This window comes from Bradyrhizobium sp. NP1, assembly GCF_030378205.1.
In the GTDB taxonomy this organism is placed as follows: Bacteria; Pseudomonadota; Alphaproteobacteria; order Rhizobiales; family Xanthobacteraceae; genus Bradyrhizobium.
Genome location: NZ_CP127385.1, coordinates 3,151,543 through 3,172,131 on the forward strand (window position 1 = coordinate 3,151,543; position 20,589 = coordinate 3,172,131).

19 protein-coding genes are annotated in these 20,589 nt (G+C 60.1%); 11 read left to right on the forward strand and 8 right to left on the reverse strand.

Annotation, left to right across the window (positions count from 1 at the left end; genetic code table 11):
• Nucleotides 1-14 precede the first annotated feature (14 nt).
• Nucleotides 15-1,571, forward strand: coding sequence for an FAD-dependent monooxygenase (locus QOU61_RS14850; protein WP_289659600.1), 1,557 nt, complete (start codon nucleotides 15-17; stop codon nucleotides 1,569-1,571).
• Between the two features lie 67 nt (nucleotides 1,572-1,638).
• On the opposite strand, the gene QOU61_RS14855 is transcribed toward QOU61_RS14850, so the two are convergent.
• From QOU61_RS14855 to QOU61_RS14880, 6 genes are all read right to left on the reverse strand, one after another.
• Nucleotides 1,639-2,436, reverse strand: coding sequence for an ABC transporter permease (locus QOU61_RS14855; RefSeq protein WP_289659602.1), 798 nt, complete (start codon nucleotides 2,434-2,436; stop codon nucleotides 1,639-1,641).
• Nucleotides 2,437-2,456: 20 nt separating this feature from the next.
• Entirely contained in the window at nucleotides 2,457-3,332 is an 876-nt protein-coding gene (locus tag QOU61_RS14860; RefSeq protein WP_289659604.1) for a fumarylacetoacetate hydrolase family protein, read from the reverse strand.
• Nucleotides 3,316-3,471: a hypothetical protein gene (locus QOU61_RS14865; protein ID WP_289659607.1), complete on the reverse strand. Its 156-nt coding sequence runs from the start codon at nucleotides 3,469-3,471 to the stop codon at nucleotides 3,316-3,318. The genes QOU61_RS14860 and QOU61_RS14865 overlap by 17 nt, the downstream gene beginning before the upstream one ends.
• Nucleotides 3,472-3,572: 101 nt before the next feature.
• Nucleotides 3,573-4,604 carry a cupin domain-containing protein gene (locus tag QOU61_RS14870; RefSeq protein WP_289659609.1) on the reverse strand — a complete coding sequence of 344 codons (1,032 nt, stop codon included), beginning with the start codon at nucleotides 4,602-4,604 and terminating at the stop codon, nucleotides 3,573-3,575.
• Nucleotides 4,601-5,104: an Lrp/AsnC family transcriptional regulator gene (locus QOU61_RS14875; RefSeq protein WP_289659611.1), complete on the reverse strand. Its 504-nt coding sequence runs from the start codon at nucleotides 5,102-5,104 to the stop codon at nucleotides 4,601-4,603. Before QOU61_RS14875 ends, QOU61_RS14870 begins: the two co-directional genes overlap by 4 nt.
• A 72-nt stretch (nucleotides 5,105-5,176) precedes the next feature.
• Nucleotides 5,177-6,334, reverse strand: coding sequence for a homogentisate 1,2-dioxygenase (locus QOU61_RS14880; protein ID WP_289659613.1), 1,158 nt, complete (start codon nucleotides 6,332-6,334; stop codon nucleotides 5,177-5,179).
• A gap of 562 nt (nucleotides 6,335-6,896) precedes the next feature.
• Between QOU61_RS14880 and QOU61_RS14885 the strand changes: the two genes are divergently transcribed.
• The 9 genes from QOU61_RS14885 (at nucleotide 6,897) to QOU61_RS14925 (ending at nucleotide 17,279) form a co-directional block, all read left to right on the forward strand.
• Nucleotides 6,897-8,489, forward strand: a complete 1,593-nt coding sequence (locus QOU61_RS14885; protein ID WP_289659615.1) for a UbiD family decarboxylase — start codon at nucleotides 6,897-6,899, stop codon at nucleotides 8,487-8,489.
• A 137-nt stretch (nucleotides 8,490-8,626) separates the two neighbouring features.
• The gene (locus QOU61_RS14890) at nucleotides 8,627-9,502 is read left to right on the forward strand and encodes an ABC transporter substrate-binding protein (RefSeq protein WP_289659617.1); all 876 of its coding nucleotides are present in this window, start codon (nucleotides 8,627-8,629) and stop codon (nucleotides 9,500-9,502) included.
• Nucleotides 9,503-9,508: 6 nt separating this feature from the next.
• On the forward strand, nucleotides 9,509-10,324 hold the full coding sequence (locus QOU61_RS14895; protein WP_289659619.1) for an ABC transporter permease: 816 nt from the start codon (nucleotides 9,509-9,511) through the stop codon (nucleotides 10,322-10,324).
• Nucleotides 10,321-11,109 carry an ABC transporter ATP-binding protein gene (locus tag QOU61_RS14900; RefSeq protein ID WP_289659621.1) on the forward strand — a complete coding sequence of 263 codons (789 nt, stop codon included), beginning with the start codon at nucleotides 10,321-10,323 and terminating at the stop codon, nucleotides 11,107-11,109. Before QOU61_RS14895 ends, QOU61_RS14900 begins: the two co-directional genes overlap by 4 nt.
• A 395-nt stretch (nucleotides 11,110-11,504) precedes the next feature.
• Entirely contained in the window at nucleotides 11,505-12,515 is a 1,011-nt protein-coding gene (locus QOU61_RS14905) for a zinc-binding dehydrogenase (RefSeq protein WP_289659623.1), read from the forward strand.
• 34 nt (nucleotides 12,516-12,549) lie between these two features.
• Entirely contained in the window at nucleotides 12,550-12,969 is a 420-nt protein-coding gene (locus QOU61_RS14910; protein ID WP_289659624.1) for a PaaI family thioesterase, read from the forward strand.
• 86 nt (nucleotides 12,970-13,055) lie between these two features.
• Nucleotides 13,056-13,886, forward strand: a complete 831-nt coding sequence (locus QOU61_RS14915) for a VOC family protein (RefSeq protein WP_289659626.1) — start codon at nucleotides 13,056-13,058, stop codon at nucleotides 13,884-13,886.
• A complete protein-coding gene (locus tag QOU61_RS14920; protein WP_289659628.1) occupies nucleotides 13,883-15,379 on the forward strand; it encodes a class I adenylate-forming enzyme family protein in 1,497 nt (498 codons plus the stop codon). The genes QOU61_RS14915 and QOU61_RS14920 overlap by 4 nt, the downstream gene beginning before the upstream one ends.
• A 100-nt stretch (nucleotides 15,380-15,479) precedes the next feature.
• Complete coding sequence (locus QOU61_RS14925) at nucleotides 15,480-17,279, forward strand: gamma-glutamyltransferase family protein (RefSeq protein ID WP_289659629.1); 1,800 nt, start codon at nucleotides 15,480-15,482, stop codon at nucleotides 17,277-17,279.
• Between the two features lie 273 nt (nucleotides 17,280-17,552).
• Here QOU61_RS14925 and QOU61_RS14930 read toward each other — a convergent pair whose 3' ends face one another.
• Together QOU61_RS14930 and QOU61_RS37345 are read right to left on the reverse strand one after the other, a co-directional pair.
• Entirely contained in the window at nucleotides 17,553-18,164 is a 612-nt protein-coding gene (locus QOU61_RS14930; protein ID WP_289659630.1) for a GntR family transcriptional regulator, read from the reverse strand.
• A gap of 61 nt (nucleotides 18,165-18,225) precedes the next feature.
• A complete protein-coding gene (locus QOU61_RS37345) occupies nucleotides 18,226-18,666 on the reverse strand; it encodes a hypothetical protein (protein WP_502876929.1) in 441 nt (146 codons plus the stop codon).
• A 320-nt stretch (nucleotides 18,667-18,986) separates the two neighbouring features.
• On the opposite strand from QOU61_RS37345, the gene QOU61_RS14940 reads away from it, so the two are divergent.
• Nucleotides 18,987-20,414 (forward strand): sodium:solute symporter family protein, encoded by a 1,428-nt coding sequence (locus QOU61_RS14940; RefSeq protein ID WP_289659631.1) that lies wholly within the window; start codon nucleotides 18,987-18,989, stop codon nucleotides 20,412-20,414.
• Nucleotides 20,415-20,589: the final 175 nt, after the last annotated feature.

Sequence of the window (20,589 nt, forward strand, 5' to 3'; positions counted from 1 at the left end):
TAGCAGGGCCGAAAATGGCAACAACGCATGGCACAACATCCGTTATCATCGCCGGCGCGGGTCCGGTGGGCCTGGCTCTCGCCTGTGAGCTCGGTATGCGCGGCATCGCCTGCACCGTCGTCGAAAGGCGTGACGGGACGATCAGCCTGCCGCGCATGAGCGCGGTCAGTGCACGCAACATGGAGTTCTGTCGCCGTTGGGGCATTGCGGAAGAGGTCCGTACGGCAGTATGGCCCGAAAGTCATGCAATGGACTTCGTTTATCTGGACAACCTGCGCGGCCACGAGTTTGCGCGCAACAAGCTGCCGCCGTCGGCGGCCCGAGGCTTGCTCGCCTTCACGCCGGAAGGCGGCTGCCATTGCCCGCAGATCTACTTCGATCCCATTCTGGCCAAACATGCGGCGAGCTATGCCAGCGTGACGCTTCGATATGGGATGAGATTGGATGATTTCGAGGAGACGGCCGACGGGGTTTCCTCGACTCTGACCGATCTTGCGACGGAGCGAACGGAGGTCCTGGCGGGGAAATATCTCGTTGGTTGCGATGGCCCCGGCGGGATGGTCCGTGAGAAGCTCGCCATCGGTTTGGGCGAGATGCGCATCGTCGCTCATAGCGTCAACATCTTCTTTCGTTCCAGCGCCCTTGCCTCTCTCCATGACAAGGGTTGGGCCAGGTTCTATCGTTTGATCGACGCAAGCGGCTGCTGGGCCGAGTTGATTTCGATCGACGGCCGCGAATTGTGGCGTCTCACCGTCTTCGACGACGAGGCTTTCGTTCGCGATCCGGAGGCTGCGCTGGTCAAAATGGCGGGAACGCCATTTCCGTACGAATTGCTGTCGGTGATGCCATGGGAGCGCCGCGATGTCGTGGCCGATGCGTATGGGCACGGCCGCGTGCTGATCGCAGGCGATGCCGCGCATCAATGCTCCCCGACCGGAGGGCTTGGCATGCATACCGGCATCGAGGAGGCCGTCAATCTCGGCTGGAAACTTTCTGCTCTGATTGAAGGTTGGGGTGGCCCCCAACTGCTGGCCTCTTACGAGGCGGAGCGTCGGCCTATCGCGTTGCGCAATGTGGCGGTCGCGACGCGCATCTATGGCCAGATCCGCAATATTCCCGGTCAAACGATCGGCGGCGAGTCCGGTGCGGCGCTGGATGAATGGCGCAAAAACCTTGGTGCTTTCTCGATCAGCGAAGAAGAGAAAATGACGTATACCTACGAGAATTCGCCGATCGTGCAGCGGGACGATGCCGACGCGGGAGCCGGAAGCCGTGCGCGTCCGGGCATGCGGGCACCACATGCCTGGCTTGCCGACGGACGCTCGACGCTCGATCTGTTCGGCACCGACTTGACGCTGCTTTGTTTCGAGGCAAGCCCCGAAATCGAAAGTTTGGTCCAGGTCGCGCGGGAGGACGGCGTGCCCCTGCGAACGGTCGCTATCGACGATCGCAAGGCGGCGGCGCTTTATGGTGCGGCCTGGGTCCTGGTTCGGCCCGATGGACATGTCGCATGGCGCAGCAGCGGCGTCTTCGATGCCAAGGCCATCATGTCGCGCTGCCGAGGCCTGTAGCTCGGAACCGCACTCTGTCAACAGGAATGGTTGCAGCAGCGGCGGTAGCAGAGGCGAGCGCGCAATCTCAGCGTGGTGCAGGCCAGGTGATGATACGTTTTTCGACGGCCACGGCGCCGCGGGTCATTGCATAGCCGATTACGGCGACGATCGCGACGCCAAGGAGTATGTAGTCCATCCGGGTTTCGATCCGCGCTGCCGTCAGGAGGCTGCCGAGCCCCGCGCCGGTGTTCATGAAGAGCTCGCCGCCAACCCCGGATATCCAGGCGAATGCGATCGCATGCCGCACGCCGGTCAGAATGAACGGCAAGGCGGATGGCAGAAGCACGCGCCTGAAAGTCTGCCAGCGACTGAAGGTCAGCGCTTCAGCCAGTTCGAGGTATTTCGCCGGCACGGCGCGCAGGCCTTCCTGCGTCTGCAACATGGTCGGGAAGAAGGCGGCAATCGCAATCAGGACGATCTTCGCGAGATCCTGCGTCCCGAACCACAATGTCACGAGCGGAATGAGACCGAAGATCGGGATATGCCGAAGAAGCGTGAAGCCGGAGTCCGTCAGGCGTTTCACCCAGATCGAAACGCCCAGCAAGAGACCGATGATGAGTCCCGCAGCGGTGCCGGTGAGAAATCCGACGATGACACGCCCGACGGTCGCTTCGAGGTGTTGCAAGAGATCGCCGCTGGCGGATAGCTGGACGGCCGCGCGGCCGATCTGCTGCAGGCTCGGGAGAAATGGCGATTGCATCCATTCGGCCGCCAACTGCCAGACCGCGAGCAGCCCGGCAACGACGACGATGCCACGCCATTCCGAGGTGCTCGCACGTTGCCGCGGTCTCGTCGCCTTCGCTTCCGTCGGAATGGAAACCATGCCTCAATCTTCTCCACCGGTCAGCTTTGTGCCCGGATCTCCATGGCACCAATCGCCTCGATTTCCGCGCGCATCCATTCTCCGGCCTTGACTGGACCTACGCCTTCGGGCGTGCCGGTCATGATGATGTCACCGGGCAACAAAGTATAAAACGTCGACGCGATCGCGATCTGTTGCGCCACATTGTAGATCATATGCTTGGTGTTCGAAGACTGGCGTTTTTCGTCGTTCACCCACAAAGTCATATCGAGATCATCTGGGTCGGCAATTTCGTCGCGGGTCACGAGCCAAGGACCGACGACAGCATAGGTATCGATCGATTTGCGCAAGCTGCGGTCTTCAGGTCCTCGAAGCGTCATGTCGAGACCGATCGTATAGCCGGCCACATGGTCGAGCGCCTCGGCTTCGGTGATGTTCTTCGCCTTCCGGCCGATGACCGCGACGAGTTCCAGCTCATGGTCCGTGCGACGATCGGGAAAATGGAGAACGAGGGGATCACCGCTGCCGCACAGCGCGGTGTTAGCCTTGAGAAACAACCCTGCTTCCTTGAGCGTCTGCCGAGGCCGTCCTTGTCCAATCACGGGATCGCGGCCCGCCTCTTCAATGTGCTTCTTGTAGTTGGACGGTACGCCGATCACCTTGCTGGGATTGGCAATGGGATTTTCGAGCTTCACCTGGGCCAGATCGAGGCCGGGAGCGTTAGCAGCCCGCGCCGCGAAAGCCGGCAGCAGCTCGTCGAGGTGAGCGATGAGCTGGTCCTCCTGGGGGAAGGGATAATGCAGGGTAGGCAGCTGATTGAGGCAATCCGTCACGTCGTGGACGTTCCCGCCGTTGACGACCCCGATCCGATCGGAATTAAATCTGCAGATTCGCATCGCCTCACCCGTGCTTGTCATGAGCCGTGTCGAGGCGGAAGCCAGCCGGAGCGTGCGGCATGATCGCCGGCGTGGCCGTGACCAGGGCTCCCGGTGTCGTCGCCCCGGCACATGCCGGCCGCGCCACCGTCTTGGGGAAAAAAGTCAGATCGAACTGCACGATCGCTCCTCAATGAAAAATTCAACGACACGACATTTGGAGGCGCTCTGAACTCTCGCTTGCGCGAGAGGACTTGTGCTTCTCCGGGGGGCGGTGCGGTTCTAGGCCTCGGCGACCTGATCGCGGTACATGGAGAGTGCACGAATGGCGGGCTCGTCATGGACCCCGAACAGGATTGTCGGTTCGCTCTTCGATGGATTGGCAAATGTGTGCCAAACCCAGTTCGGCAATGCGAATGTATCGTGCTGCCCCCATGACAAGGCCTTGTCGTCGACGGTCAAGGTGCCATGTCCCTGGATGACGAAATAGATGCTGCTGGTTGTGCGGCGATAGCGGCGGGTCGTCTGCCCCGGATGCAGCCATTGCAGCGTGCAACTCATCGTCGGGAACAGCGACCCTCCTGTCATCGGATTGGTGTATTCGAGCATGACGCCGTTGGTTGGCGTACCCGGACCCTGGCTCGCCATTTTTTTCAGCAGGGGATAAGTCTCACTCCACGGGAAGCGATACTGGACCCAATCCTGCGGCTCCCCCCATCGCGGGCGCAGCCACGCCGGCCCGTCGCCCGGCATGACGTTGCGATGGGCCTGACGGGGCTGCTCGTGCGGGCTGAAGAACATCTGATTGAGCCGCGCATAGAGCGTGACGTCGAGAACATCGAGCCAGGATACGTTACCCGCCGATCCATTGTAGTGGTCGTGCAGGCTGTAGGAGGGCGTGAGAATGAGGTCGTAGTTGTCCATCGGACAGGGAACGCCGTTAACCACCGTTTCCAGCTTGGGGGCTCCCTCGATGACGAAACGAAGCGCATTCATCGAATGATTGTGAGCCGTGGCGATCTCGCCGGGGCCGATGAGTTGGATACCCGACGATAGAGTATGGGTTGTGCCGCGGGGCAAGGCGGGGTTTAGAAAAGTCAGGACCCGGCGCGCACCTTCGGTATCGGGGAGGATCGAGAATGTCTGCAGCAGATGATCTCGGACGGTTTTCCAGTTCCAAACATGCGGCGCGCATGCCGGCTTCGGACCGTCGCCGAGCGTGACCAGGTGCGGTTCGATGACCCAGTTGCCGACCAGATGGTCTTCTGCAACACGCGTATTGAAGGCGGCAAGGGCGCCGTTTTCTTCCGTCACGATCTGCTCTCCTTGTCGTTTCGTAATTCGGATTCGGTGCGAGTTGCGAACTTCAGAGGCAGTGCGGTCGTGAACTTGATCTGTTCCATCGCGAAACTCGAGCTCACGTCCGTCAGCTCGATGCGCTCAATCAATCTTTTGTAGACCGCGTCGTAACCGGCGATATCGGGAACGACCGCGCGCAGGAGATAGTCGACATCCCCGCTCATGCGGTAGAACTCAACAATTTCGGGGATATCCATGACGATCGCGGAAAATTTCTCAACCCATGCGGCGTTGTGTTGATTTGTGCGAACCGCGATGAACACCGTAACGCCGACGTGCAGCTTGGCCGGGTCCAGCAACGCGACGCGCTTGCGAATGATGCCTTCTTCTTCGAGTTTTTGAATGCGGCGCCAGCAGGGAGTCGGCGACAGGCCGACCTCCTGGGCTATTTCGGCGACTTTCAGCGTCGCATCCTCCTGCAGGATCTGCAGCAGAGTGATGTCGAGATCATCCATGGGCAAACCCGCAACCTAAGGCGTCACCAACAGGATTTGTTACCACAGATGCCATGTCCGACATACCGGCGGTTAGGGGCGCGTCCAGGACATTACGTAATCCGCGACTTCGATCTTGGTGGACTCCCGGGCAATTCGAAGGGGGCGGAACGTGTCGAGCATGATCGCGCATTCTTCGGATCGTTGTCCGACCTTGGCGCCGGCATTTTTCAAGACGCTTGGATGCGGACCATGTGTATGACCGGATGGATGCAGCGACAGCCCTCCGCGAGCGATGCCTCCCTTGCGGCTGAAGAAATTGCCTTCGGCGTAGAAGATGACTTCGTCCGAATCGACATTTGAATGGAATGACGGAATCGGCATCGCGCGCGGGTCGTAGTCGAGCATCCGCGGCACAAAGTTGCAGATGACCAGGTTGGTCGCTTCGAAAACCTGATGCGCCGGGGGCGGCCGGTGAAAGCTGCCGGTAATCGGCGAGTAATCCCGGACATTGAGGATATAGGGATAGTTGCAGCCGAACCAGCCCACGACGTCGAAGGGATGGGTCTGATAGACGTAGCGCGTCATTCCCTCGCGGGTGCGTACCATGACCTCGACATTTTCGCCCTCACGGAGCAAGGGGCCTGTCGGTCGCTTCAGGTCCAGTTCGGAGTAGGGCGCCATCTGGAGATACTGCCCATACTGCGTGAGGTAGTGGTTCGGCGGGCGCACATGACCGGCAACCTCAAAAACCAGGGCGCGCAAGATCGAATTCGGGACGAAGCGATGGGTCGTCCCCTTGGGCAGGACGACATAATCGCCCTTTTCAACGGCCAGCGTACCAAACACGGTTTCCACCGTCGCCTCGCCATCGTGCACAAAGTACAATTCGTCAGCCATGGCATTGCGATACAGCGGCGATGCCTTGTCCGCGTTCACAAAAGACACCATGACGTCATCGTTGCCGCACAGTGCGGTGCGGGCGGTCAGCGTATTGCCGGTCTCGACGAGGTCGGAGGTGTTGAAGAGGCGCGGGATCAACGGAGTGTTGTCGTAGAGCTCTGGCGCTTTGAAATTGGCTCGTTCGTAGGAGAGCACGCCGGTCGGGGCCTCCTTGTGATAGAGCAACGACATGTCGGAGGAGAAACCTTCTTCCCCCATCACCTCGGCTGCGTAGAGGCTGCCATCCGCTTTTTCGAACCGAGAAAAACGCTTCCTGGGTATTTCGCCGACCTGCATGAAATAAGGCATTGGGCCATCTCCGTTGAAGGCATATCATTGCGCACATTTTCAATACTGCGCAAGATATTTCTCTATGATGATCTCTTGGCGAAAAGAAACTTGATCTTTGGGTCGGTTTCAGCAAAATAATGAAAATCGTTCGATGGCGGTGCCGGGGCGCTTTCGCTGCGTTTCGTGCGACGGCGATTTGCGGCCGGAAGGATTCTCCGAGCGGGTCGGCTGTCGCGCAATGACAAAAAAGAGGGGACGCTCGGATGCTGTCCGATGGAGTGATGAGCTTGGTTCGGAGCCGTCCGCCGCAGATCCGGAGCGAGGCCGTTCGCTTTGGTTGGCCGCTCTCGCTTGCGGAAGCCGAGGTCTTCGAGCAACGCGGATATCAATGGGCGAGGGGTGTCGGACCTGTCCGGCATCGCCGTCGATCTGATCGAGGTCGTTGGAGCTCGAGCGTTCGCGTTTGCAAATCCCGGGATTGCCTACTCCGGCCGGCCGGGATCATCCGCAGCGCAACATGACATTGAATCTTTCTTCGCCAAACGGCACCCCCACCCAGACGGCACGGAGATAAAATCGGATGGACGAGACATTTCGCCAATTCCTCGACCGCTTGCGCCAATGCAAGGAATTGATTGACTTCCGTCAGCCGATCGATATTCGCCATATCGCGACCCTGGTCGATCAGTCTGACAAGGCTTTGTATTTCCATAATGTCATCGGCTACGACATGCCGGTTGTCTCGGGAATTATCCGGTCGCGCGAACGGGCCATGATGGCTATGGGTGCGACGGAATATCTGCAGATCGAAGACAGACTCAAGAACGGCATCAACAATCCGATTTCGCCCCAGCGTGTCGCCAGTTCGCCGACGCGCGAGATCGTGATGTCCGGCGATGATGTCGATCTCTACAAGCTTCCGATCCCGATGTCGTCGATCTACGACGGCGGCCCGATGATCACTGCCGGCGTGGTCATCGCCAAAGATGCCGAGTTCGGCATGAACACCGGGATCTACCGCTTCATGGTCAAAGAGAAGAATCTGACCGGCATCGATATCGTCACTCCGAACAACATGCGGTTGTTCGTGCAGCGGGCATTCGAGACGCAGCGGCCTTTGCCGATTTCGATCAGCATCGGCACGCACCCTATCGAACTGCTTGGGGCTGGTTTCCGCGCACCGCTGGGCGCAGACGAAATGGCGATCGCCGGCGGCATTCGCGGGCGCCCGGTTCAACTGGGAGCCTGCGAAACCGTCGATGTTCCTTATCTTGCAGATGCTGAAATCGTCCTGGAGGCTGAAGTCCTGCCGACGGGCTGGACACACCCCGAAGGCCGGTTCGGTGAATTCACCTGGTTGATGGGGGGGCTCCACTGGAATCCAATCGTCCGCGTGAAAGCGGTGTCGATGCGGCGTGATGCGGTCTATTATGCCCTGCACATGCCGTGGGAAAACACCTGGTTGATGGCCCCGACCCGCTATACTGCGATCCGGCAGGCGTTGCGGACTGCAGGCGTGGCCGTCAAGGATATCAATATGACGATGGGCGGCGTCACCTTCTGGCATGCGGTCATCTCGATCAAGAAGCAGGCCGGTGAGGGAAAGAACGCGCTTCTGGCTGCTCTGTCGGTCATGGATCTGAAGCATGTCGTCGTCGTCGATGACGATATCGACGTGTTCAATCCCGTCGAGGTCGAATGGGCGATCGCGACACGGGTCCAGGGCGATCGCGACATCATGATCATCAGCGGTGCCCGCGGCAAGCCTTTGGATCCGAGTCTCGCGCCGACGCCACACGGTGTTGTGCCGACAACCGCGAAGGTTGGGATCGACGCGACGATTTCAGAGGGAATTCCCAAAGAGCGCTATGAGCGCATCACTTACGCTTACGCCGATACTGCCAAGATTACCGATTACCTTGGCGGCAAATCCGATCATAAGGGCGAGACGGCCTCTGCGTCGGTCATTGACAAGCTCGCGGATGAGATCGCCGCCATCCTCGGCGAAACGCCGCTTTATTTCACCGAGGTCGCCGAGCGCTTTTCCAGCTATGAGTTCAATGCGGTGGCGCGGGCAGTTGGCCTGTTGCACGAAAAGGAAAAATTATGGCAGGACCCCAGAGGCCGCCTGTGCCTGCGAAATTCCGCCTTCGCTGCCAAGTTGCCGCATTGACCGCGGCGCGCGGGAGTACAAAGGAAAAGGCTTTCCAGCGGCGATTGCGGACAATCATCACGTTCCGACTAGTCTTGCTGGCGTTTTGCCCGTTGTTCGCTGTCTCGTCACATCCCGAGACGGCGAGCGCTGCGACCGTGCTTCGCATTGCCTCGGCACAACAATCGATCGCGTCCATCCCGGTGGTCGTCGCAATGCAACAGAAGTTGTTCGAGGCGGAGGGTATTGCGGCCGAGATCATCGATTTCGAAGGAGGCGGGCCCGCCGTTCAAGCCTTGGTGGGTGGCGGAGTCGATCTCTGCATCTGTGGCGGCGATCATGCGATGAGATTGGCCAGTCGCGGTCTTGGAGGCGCCGTTTTGGTCGCCTTGCTCGACAAGCATCCGTATTCGCTGTTGGCTCCGGTCGGATCGACCATAGCCGATTTGAAAGGCCTGCGCGGCAAACCAATCGGGATCACTTCTCCCGGCAGCCTCACAGACAACACGCTTCGCTATATGATACGGAATCTCGGCCTGGACCCAGACACCGATTACGAAATTATCGCTGCGGGTACGGGAGCTTCTATGCGAGCTGCGCTCGACACCGGCTCGATTGCAGCCGGCATGTTCACGACGCCTGACGTCCAGGCGAACATCGCGACAGGGAAATATAAATTCATCGCGGATTTCCGCGACCTTGACCATATGGCCCTGGATCTCATCGCCCTTGGCAGCTGGCTGAAGGAAAATGACGCGACTGCGCATGCAGCGGCGCGGGCCATCGTCAAGGCTGAGAAGATCATTCAGACGGATCAGAAAGCCGTGCAGGCAGCTGTCCGCGAGCGCTTTCCAGCTCTGTCGCCGGATCTCGTCGCAGCGGTCGCCAGGGATGCGGCCGAGCGCAATCTGTCCCATGACGGACGCGCGAAAGAGGCTGGATTCAAAACCGCGCTCGACATGTTGCGGGTTGCCGACCCGAGTGTGAAGGCGGTCACCTACAAGGATGTCGTTGCGCTTCGCTATCTACCTTGACCGCCCATGGCTGAACCAGGCATCGCAGAGGAAACCTCGACCACGAGACCGCTCGTGCGCGGTGGCGTGGATTATGCGACCTTCTGCTGGCGTCTGGCTTTGATCATCGGGTTACTGTTGATCTGGGAACTTGCCGCCGGCCGTCTGTTCAACGAGTTCTGGAGCAGCCGGCCAAGTCTGATCGGTGAACGGCTCATCGCATTGCTGAGAAGCGGAGAACTTTCTCGACACGTCTACGCCACGGTTGCAGAAGCTTTGCTGGGGCTGTTGCTGGGCGCGGTGGTCGGAACGCCGATTGGCGTGGCCCTGGCGCGCTATCGGCGCGCGGCGAAAATTGTCGACCCCTTCGTCATGGGCCTTTATGGCCTGCCTCGCGTCGCGCTTGCCCCGATGTTCATCTTGTGGTTCGGGATTAGCCTCTTCGCGAAAATCATGATGTCGTTTTCAATGGTTTTGTTCGTTTTCATTATGAACGTTACTGAAGGAATTCGTACCGTCGATCCCGATATCATCGATCTGATGCGTACGATGCGCGCGTCACGATCCTACATTATGCGCAAGGTAACGCTTCCTTCCATTGTTCCATGGCTCATTGCGTCCTTTCGCATCGGGATCGGGCTGTCCCTGGTGGGGGCTGTCGTCGGTGAGTTGATCGGCGCGAACCGCGGCTTGGGCTGGTACGTGACGCGCGCCGGCGGCCAGCTCGATACGACCGGCGTCTTCACCGGCTTGTTCCTTCTTATGCTTGTTGCGATGATCGCCAATCAAATCATTTTCATGATCGAAGGAAGGGTGCTGCATTGGCGCCGCGGGCAGAGATGACGGCTGCGGCAGAGGCAGAGGCCTCACGCATACTGCTCGACAACGTCTCGATTTCCTACGAGACCGACCACGGTCGCTTACAGGTCGTCGACCGCGTCAGCCTGACCGTGGATAAGGCCGAATTCGTTGTCCTTGTAGGACCGAGCGGCTGCGGCAAGTCGACGATCCTGCGGGCGATCGCTGGCCTTAACGCCGCCGAGAGCGGATCGATCACAGTCGATGGAAGGAGGGTCAACGGGCCGCCCGAGCATATTGGCTTCATGTTTCAGAAAGACACGCTTCTGCCTTGGCAGACGGTGCGCGAAAATATCGAAGTAGGTCTCGCTTTGGCCGGCGTCTCGCCGTCGCTCTGGACGAAGCGAGTTGCAGAGTTGCTGGCCCTTCTGCGTCTATCCGAGTTTCGAGATGCCTATCCAGCGCAATTGTCCGGTGGCATGCGCCATCGCGTTTCGCTCGGGCGTATGCTGGCCTATGAACCGGCCGTCATGCTGATGGACGAGCCATTCGGAGCCCTTGATTTCCAGACCAAAGCCGTGATGGGGCGTGAGCTTTTGCGCATTTGGGAGGCGGAGCGGCGCAGCATCCTGTTCGTCACCCATGACATCGAGGAGGCCGTTGCGCTTGCCGATCGCATCATAGTTTTCTCGCCACGGCCGGCCCGCATCCTCGCGGAGCATCGAATTGCACTGCCCCGGCCCCGCAACCTGCGTGCTCTGCGTGCGAGCACGGACTTTACTGGATACACACGCGCAATATGGGAAGCCCTCGGCAGCGAAGAAGAATAAGGCATTCGATCGCAGAGAATGGATCCTGCCGACCGCGCCGTGTGGGGCAACGACGCGCTAGACAGCAGGGCGTCCAGCACCATTGCGCCGCGATCATGGAGCGAAAGCCCGAAATGAAACATCCGCTCCAATTCGACGAGCGTCTGGTTTGGCACCGCGATCAACCGGTCGCTCGCCGCCGTGATCGATTTTGTCGCAGCCCATGGGCTTTCTGGCGATGAGCGATTTGAACATATTAGTAGGAGCGCAGTGAGATTATCAAAGAGGTTCAAGTCATCGGATATGGAGCCATTAGATCGAGCAGATCGTAGGAAATTTGGATAGACAGGCGACATAACGATATGTATCAATACCTCATAGAACATGTCAGGGAGAGTTGAATGCCGACAGGAACGATGCGCGCGCTGGTTTTGGGAAGCCATGGCGGGCTTGAAAATCTCAAGATCGTGAATGATCGGCCGATACCGACTGCCACCGACGGACATGTGGTCATTCGCGTCGGAGCCTCCTCCTTCAACTACCACGACGTCTTCACCGTGCGCGGCATGCCGGGCATCAAGGTGCCGCTCCCGGTGGTGATCGGCCTCGATATGGCTGGCGAGATTTCTGAAGTCGGAGCCGGCGTCCAGGGCTGGAAAAAGGGCGACCGCGTTCTGGTCAATCCACTGAACAAGAAGAAGGGGCTGCTCGGCGAGATGATGGATGGCGGCATGGCCCAATACTGCCTGGTCGCTGCCGACCAGTTGATCCGAATGCCGGATGACGTCTCCTACGAAGAAGCCGCCTCGCTTCCGGTCGCCTACGGGACAGCGCATCGCATGCTGGTGACCCACAATACGATCAAGGCTGGCGACCGCGTGTTGGTGCTTGGTGCATCCGGCGGCGTCGGCACGGGGTGCGTGTTGCTAGCCAAGCTCGCGGGGGCTGAAGTCATCGCCTGTGCGGGTGGCGAGGACAAGATGCAGCGTCTTCGTGATCTGGGTGCCGATCATGTGATCAATTACAAGGACGTCGACTTCTCGAAGTGGGCGATCGAAAAGTACGGCAAGCCGCAGCGCCGCACCTATGACGGCGGCGTCGACGTCGTTGTGAACTTCACCGGCGGCGACACCTGGCTGCCCTCGCTGCGTTGCCTCAAGCGCGGCGGCAAGTTGCTCGTTTGCGGCGCGACCGCCGGGCACGATCCGAAGGAGGACCTGCGTTACATCTGGAGCTTCGAGCTGCAGGTGATCGGCTCCAACAGCTTCTACGACGATAACCTTGCCGATCTGATGCGTCTGATTGCGGCAAAGAAGCTCAAGCCGGTGATCGACAAGGTTCTTCCGCTCGACCGGGCGATCGAGGGTCTGCGGTTGATCGAGAACAGGGAGGTTCTGGGTAAGGTGGTGGTGAACCCCTCAGCCTGATCTTCCAGGAAACAATCAATGTGAAGGATCGATGATGACCGAGAAGCTTACACCCGCCGCTGTCGAGGAAATGATCAGGACCCGCCCCTTCCACGAATGGCTTGGCTTGCGTGTTCAGAAGGTGGACGAGAGCGGTATCGAGCTGACCGCCACCTGGCGCGAAGAGTGGGTGGCCAACCCGGAGCGCCGCTATACGCATGGCGGCATCCTGGCGACGCTCGTCGATTTGGCGGCCGATTGGGCGCTGGTGATGCATACCGGTCGCGGCGTTCCGACAATCGACATGCGGGTTGACTATCACCGCGCCGCGATGCCTGGCGACTTGACGGCAAAGGGCCGCATCGTGAAGCTGGGCAGCCAGTTTTCCGTCGCGGAAGCCAGCGTCCACGACAAGGATGGTGCTCTTCTTGCCAGTGGCCGAGGGGTCTATCTCACAGCGTCTCCGAAGGCCTGATCGGGTAGCCTTACGTGGTAGTCCCGCCCCAAGACAACAATGGCCTCAGGACGGCGGCAGAATCTGCCATCCTGAGGCGTGAGGGGATGTTTGATCACGCGGTTCTGAACCTCCACTATCATCTCGATGCCGGCGAGGAATTGTTTGGTTCGCTCGGCTTCAAGATCTCGCCACGAGGCTATCATAGCCTTGGGTCGATGAATCATCTGATCGTGTTCGGCACTAATTACCTCGAGCTCATCGGCCTCGATCCGGCGAATCCCAATCCGCGGAAAGAACTCCTCGATTGGCCTGTCGGTCTGAACGGCTTGGTCTACAGCAGCGACGATATCGAGGTCACGCAAGCGCGGCTGCAATCTCAGCAACTGCCAGCCCTCGAGCCGAAAGCCTTCAGCCGGCCAGTCACGATTGACGGCGAGACCGCCGAGGCGCGGTTTCGCACCATTCACATGGATCGCGAGTTCTTTCCGGCTTCCCGTCTCTATTTCTGCGAACACCTGACGCCGGGCCTGGTCTGGAATGGGGCGTTCATGCAGCATCCGAACACGGCGAACTGCTTGAAGCGGGTGTTGGTCGCCGCTGATGATCTCGATGCGCAGGCCGGTCGGCTCGCCCGGGCGGTCGGAGTAAGGCCCGGCCCGGACGCTACTGTCGACGTCGGTGGCACGCGCGTTGAATTCATGTCGCGACAACGTCTCGCAAATCTCTATCGCAATAACGTTGATCTGGAAGGGGCGCTTCCGCGTGTCGTGGGAATGAGCATCGCCGTCCGCTCGCTGAATGCATTCAGGGCCAGTTTGGATTCACGGTGGACCGACAAGCTGGTCGGGTTGGACCGTCATCACTTGATCGCCCCCGCTGCTGAATGCTTCGGCGTGATGCTCGAATTTCTCGAACCGAATGTAAGTTTGGCATGATCTCATCACTCAATTTAGGGGCCTTGATCGATCCTGCACGCCAGCCGGACAAGGTCGCTGTGATCGACTTCGACGGCGAGCGGGCCCGCGAGGTGACATATAGTGCACTCGACGCGCTTGCTGATGGCGTGGCGAGGGCTCTCGTCAGTCGCGGTTTTGAGCGAGACGACCGGATCGCCATCCTGGCCGCAAACAGTTCAGACTACCTCGCGGCTCATCTCGGCATCATGCGCGCCGGGCTCGTGTCCGTGCCGATCAATTTTCGTCTGCCGCGCCATCTTGTTGAGTTCATTATCCAGGACTGCGGGGCGCGGCTGGTGTTCTGCGATTGCGAGCGCCGCGCTGTTATTCCCGCCGATGTCGTCGCGATCGATTTCGACGACGCGGAGTTCGGTGCGTTCGTCCAGCCGGGATCTTTCGATGCAATCGAACCGAAAAAGGGCGAAGCGGCGACGATCCTGTATACATCCGGCTCGACCGGCAAGCCGAAGGGTGTGGTTCTGTCTCATGACGCCCAGCGCTGGGTGGTGGAGATGCGGCTCGGGCCGCAGGGCATCGAGGATCAGCGCATGCTGATCGCGGCCCCGCTCTACCACATGAACGCGCTCGCGCTGTCGCTCCTGGTCTTCGCGGGAAATGCCAGCATGGTTCTCATGCCGCAGTTCAAGGTGAAGCCGTATGTCGAGTCGATCGGTCGCTTCCGCCCCACTTGGCTGACCTCAGTGCCGCCGATGATCGCCATGATGCTCGATGACAAGCAGGCGATGGCCAGCGCAGACCTGTCGTCGGTACAAAATCTCAGGATGGGCTCGGCGCCGATCGGTGCTAGCCTGCTCGACGAGATCAGGCACACCTTCCCCAAAGCCAAGATCCTGAACGCTTATGGCACAACGGAGGGCAGTCCGATTGTCTTTGGACCGCATCCGCAGGGCAAGCCGACGCCGAACCTGTCGCTCGGCTACAAGCATTCGCAGGTAGATTTGCGGCTGATGGATCAGACCGGTGCGGAGGCGGACGAAGGCGTCCTGCAGTTGCGGTCGCCGGGGATGATGAGTGGCTACCACAACCGCCCCGACCTGCCGCGGCCTTTCACGGATGACGGTTACTACGTCACCGGCGATGTATTCAGCCGAGATGCGGACGGCTTCTACTATTTCGTCGGCCGGGTGGACGACATGTTTGTCAGCGGCGGGGAAAACATCTTTCCTGGTGAGGTCGAACGCATGCTGGAGTCCCATCCGGATGTGATCCAGACCTGCGTGGTGCCGATAGATGACCCGATCAAGGGGAAAAAGCCGGTCGCGTTCGTGCGGCTCGCTCCCAGCGCGACCGTCGACGCCAGCGCGCTGAAGGCTTTCGCTCTGGAGCGCGGCGCGGCCTATCAGCACCCGCGCGCGATCTGGTTCCTGGACGAATTCCCGCTCGCATCGACCAACAAGGTTGATCGCGCGGCGCTGGCCCAGCGTGCGCGCGAGCTCTCGCAAGAATCATAGACCGTCAGATCCGCGGATTGCCCAGGCGGGCTCGGCGCTCTTCCGTCCGGTCCGCGGGGGACTGTGATCGGAAAAGACAGGGCAGGACACCGGAGCCGTTATGGCGAGCGCACAGCAGGAAATTTTCACGACGCGACCTGAGATCACCGGCTCGTTCGGGGTGGTGGCCTCGACGCACTGGATCGCCACGGCGGTGGGCATGGGCATTCTGGAGCGCGGAGGCAATGCCTTCGATGCGGGCGTCGCGACGGCACTTGCTCTCCAGGTCGTCGAGCCGCATCTCAACGGACCGGGCGGGGACGTCCCGATTCTGGTCTATGACGTGCGGCGCGGGAAAACGGAGGTGATATGCGGCCAGGGACCGGCTCCCGCCGCCGCGACCATCGCGTGCTTTCATCAGATGGGACTCGATCTCGTCCCCGGCTCCGGGCTGCTGGCCGCCTGCGTACCGGGCGCCTTCGACGCCTACATGCTACTGCTCAGAGACTACGGCACCATGTCCGTCGAAGACGTACTCGCGCCGGCGATTGGGTACGCCAGGAACGGTTATCCTTTGGTGCAGCGCATCTGCGACACGATCGCAACCGTCGAAAAGCTGTTTCGCGAGCATTGGTCGTCGTCTGCCGCTGTCTATCTGCCGCATAGCGCCATTCCGGCGGCCGGAACGATCTTCCGCAACGAAGCGTTGGCTGCGACCTATTCGCGCCTGCTCGCCGAAGCGAAAGCCGTTGGTGGCGGCCGTGACGCCCAGATCGAATGTGCACGCCGAGTCTGGGCGCAAGGGTTCGTCGCCGAGGCGATCGACGATTTTTGCAGAACCAATGCCGTCATGGATTCAACCGGCGTGCCGCGCCAGGGCCTGCTCACCGGTGCGGACATGTCGAGCTGGCGGGCGTCAGTCGAAGCGCCCATTAGCTACACCTACAGGGATTACGTCGTCTACAAGCCCGGTCCGTGGACGCAGGGGCTGGTACTCCTGCAACAGCTCGCACTGCTGAAGGGCTTCGACTTGGACAGACTCGACCCCTGCGGTGCCGAGTTCATCCATCTGCAGGTAGAGTGCGCCAAGCTCGCCTTCGCCGACCGGGACGTGTTTTACGGCGACCCGAACTTCGGCGAAACGCCGGTCGAGCATCTGTTGTCAGAGACTTACAACGCCGAGCGCCGAATGCTGATTTCCGAGCAGGCATCGATGCAGCTGCTGTCCGGCAAGATTCCCGGTTACGGCAAAGCGGTCGCGATGCGCAAGGGTGGCGTGCGCCAGTCCGTGTCGGCCACGGGTACAGGAGAGCCCACGGTTGGCCGACTCCGTGCCGAGCGCGGAGATACCGTGCATTTCGATATAGTCGATCGACATGGCAACATGATTTCGGCGACCCCGTCAGGGGGATGGCTGCAATCCTCGCCGGTCATCCCGAGCCTCGGTTTCTGCCTGGGCACCCGCGCGCAAATGTTCTGGCTGGATGAAGAGCATCCAGCTTCGCTGCAGCCCGGAAAACGGCCGCGCTCCACCTTGTCACCAACTCTCGCTCTGCGCGGCGGTGAGCCGTATCTCGCTTGGGGAACCCCAGGGGGCGATCAGCAGGATCAATGGGCGACACAATTTCTGCTACGTCACATTCACGCCGGGCACAACCTGCAGCAAGCGATCGATGCGCCGGCCTGGCACAGCGAACATTTTCCGGCGTCGTTCTGGCCTCGCCTCGCGCGTCCCGGGGTGCTGATTGTTGAAGGGCGCATTTCCGACGACGTGGTCAAGACCCTTCGCGGTCGCGGCCATATCGTGGAGGTCGGAGAGGATTGGTCCGAGGGCAGGCTGACGGCGGCCTCACGCGAGGGCGGCTGGTTGAGGGCCGCCGCAAATCCGAGAGGGATGCAGGCCTATGCTGCTGGGCGCTAGGCCGCCGACTCCACGGGGCATCGCATGCCATGGGTCACTACCTGATATGTTCCAGATATTTAGTCCCGGCATTTGCTGGAGCGGATTGATCTTCCGCGCGGCTTGCGCTGATAATTCTTATCGGCTTCTGGAAGTGTTCTAGGGCATGATGCGGAAAAGTGGATACCGGTTTTCCGAAAACATCATGCCCAATCAAAAAGCAAAAGCGCGATGGTGATTCAACCTAAAGCCATCGCGCTTTAATCGGCGTGCCGGGGCCGGCAAAACCGTGCGCTACACGAACCGACCTTCTTCACTGACGCCGATCTTCACGTCGAGCAGTGAGGTGCTCGACAGCAGGGCATCCAGCACCATCGCGCGCGAGGAGCGCACTTGATCGACGGTGACCCGTTCAGCCGTTTCGGCGTCGCCTTCGGCCAAAGCGACGATGATTGATTGATGCTCAGAATGCATCTCGCTGCCGCGGTCGCGCAGAGAAAGACCGAAATGGAACATGCGCTCGAGCTCCATGAGCGTCTGCTTCAGAACAGCGACGAGCCGCTCATTGCCGGTGGCAGCCGCGATGCTGAGATGGAAGTCGCTATTGCGCTGTAGGAAGATCGCTTCGCTTTCCTTGTTGCCGGGCTGATAGTCAGTGCGGCACAGCCGGTCGAGGCGGTGAAGATCGGCGGAGTCGACCCGCCCGGCCGCGAGCTTGACGCAGGCCACCTCGACAATTTCGCGAAGCTGGAACAGGTCGTTGAGATCGCGCAGGGTGATCGGCTTGACGCGATAGCCCTGGCGGCGCACCGGCTGAAGCAAACCGATCAGCGACAGACGATCCACGGCTGCTCTGGCAGCCGCCCGGCCGACGCCGAACTGGTTTGCGAGGTCGACCTCGGTCACGATCGATCCCGGCATCAGTTCGCAACGCACCACTGCCTTGTGAATAGCGTTGAATGCTACGTCACTTTGCCGCAAGCCAACCTTTTTCCGAGGTGGATCTCGGAGTGATACAACATGTCCCATAGACAAATTTTAGCAGAAGATTCAAGAGCTCGCAACCTCTTGAAAATGTCAAACGACCACGGGCGCTGGCCTCGCTGCGGCCGGGCTCCTCCCTGTCGCCGACTTTCGCGATGCGTGACGGCAAGCCGTATATCGCCTGGGGCCCGCCCGGCGGCGATCGATCAGCAGGATCAACGGGCGGTACGGTTTCTGCTTCGCCCATGCCGGGTACCACCTGCAGCAGACGATCGATGTGCCCGGCTGGCACACCGAACATTTCCCGGCTTCGTTCCGGCCGCGCCTGGCGCGGCCCGGCGTCCTTGTTGTCGAAAGCCGCGTTGTGCTCGATGTCGTCGAGAATCTGGGCGGCGGCGGCCCCATCGCAGCCGCGAATTCGCACGGCAGGAGCGAAATTCGTCTGGCGTCAAGACGGCGCAGCAGGAGGAACGCTGCAAGTCTTGGCTCTGATTCCGTCGGAATCAGGGGGGCGCGGCGGTCGGTTTCACGACCCTAACGCATCGTTGATCGCGACTGCCCCGGTCTGTTCTCCGGGGTGACGAACGTCGAGCAAATGGCTGCGGCTTTAGAAATGTGAGATGCGCACCTCAAAGATGTTGATATCGGCGTCGGTTCATATAATAAAATGTCTTGAACATGTTTAAAGAGGGAAAAAGCAACGCTAGCGAGGTCCAAACGATACCTCGTAGGGGAGGATTCGAGATGCATCCAAATTACGTCGCGCTCGCTATTGTCGCGATCTACATTATCGGCTTGGGGGTCGTGACATCGATTATCCAGCGCTCGGTGAAAACGGCCAATACCTTCACTACTGGCACCACTGGCAAGACTGGCGTTCCGGCCGTTCTGGTCGGCCTGATGCTGATGTCCGAATTCATCGGTACATCGGCAAGCGTGGGCACCGCGCAGGAGGCTTACAAGCTCGGCATTTCGGCCTCCTGGAACATCCTCGCTTTGGCGGCCGGCTTCATCTTCTACGGTTTCTTCCTCGCCGCGAAATACAAGAGGTCAGGTCACAACACGATCTCGGCCGTTCTCGCCGAGGTTTACGGCCAAAAGACCAGGCTCGCGACCTCGCTGGTAATGATCTTCGCGCTGGAGATCGTTGCGGTCGCAATCTATGCCGGTGGTGGAACGATCCTCAGCGCTCTGCTGGCGATCGACCGCACTATGGCCATTGTTATCTGCGGCGTGGTGTCCGTGCTTTACGTGTTCATGGGCGGCATGAAGTCGGTGGTTTACACCAACATCGTGCACTCCTTCGCCAAGTATCTGGGCGTCGGCGCTGCGCTCTATTTCGGTCTTACCCAAGTCGGCGGCTTCTCGCAGCTTCAGGCCAAGCTTCCGCCCGAGATGTTCTCCTGGGTCAATGTCGGTTGGGGTCAGATCTTCGCGTGGTTCATCGCCGGGGTTGGCGCGACGTTTTCGACCCAGTACGTCATCCAGGCGATCAACACGGTTGATGATCCGCGCAGTGCGAAGATCGCGAGCTTTTCGACCGCGCTGTTCCTCGTGCCGTTCGGCGTTATCACCGCGCTGGTCGGCATGTGCTCGTTCGCGCTGTTTCCGAACATCAAATCGATCAACGCGTTCTCGGCGCTGATCGCGCAGATGGATGGCCTGATGGCCGGCGTGGTTGCGGCGGGCCTTGCGGCTTCGCTGTTCGGATCGCTCGCCGCGTTCGCGGTTGCAACCGCAACCCTTCTCTACAAGGATTTCTATGCCGGGCTAATTGTAAAGAATCCGACCGAGAAGGGTTCGCTGCGGTTCATCCGCATCGCCACCATCGTCATGGGTCTGCTGCCAATCGTCCTTGCGATCTACACGCCGAACGTCTTGTCGGTGACCTTCCTCGGCAAAGCGTTGCGAGCCTCGCTGTCAGTGCTTGTCCTGTTCGTTTTCTACACGCCGACGGTCGGTAACAAGACTGGCGCGTTCCTGAGCATCCTGGCATCGCTCGTCGCGACTATCGCCTGGTTCATCATGGGTAATCCCTACGGCATCGACAACGCCTATGTCGCGCTGGTGGTGCCGCTCGTAGTGATGGGCATCAGCAACCCGTTTAAGGGCGCCCCCGATGCGCAGCCGGTCTTGGCTTCGGCCAGCCGCCCGGCTTCGGGAGGCGAATAACGAGAACTCACGTGGGCCGGAGCGTTCCAGCGGGGCACTCCGGCCCGCGTGTGAGGTGGAGCGGCAGATGAAAAGCCTGAGGGAATCGAAGCTGAAAAAGACGTTGGGCGAGGAGGTTGGGATCTTGGTGCCGGCCTCATAAGAATCGGCGCACGAGAGGTGAGGGACGCGGCGG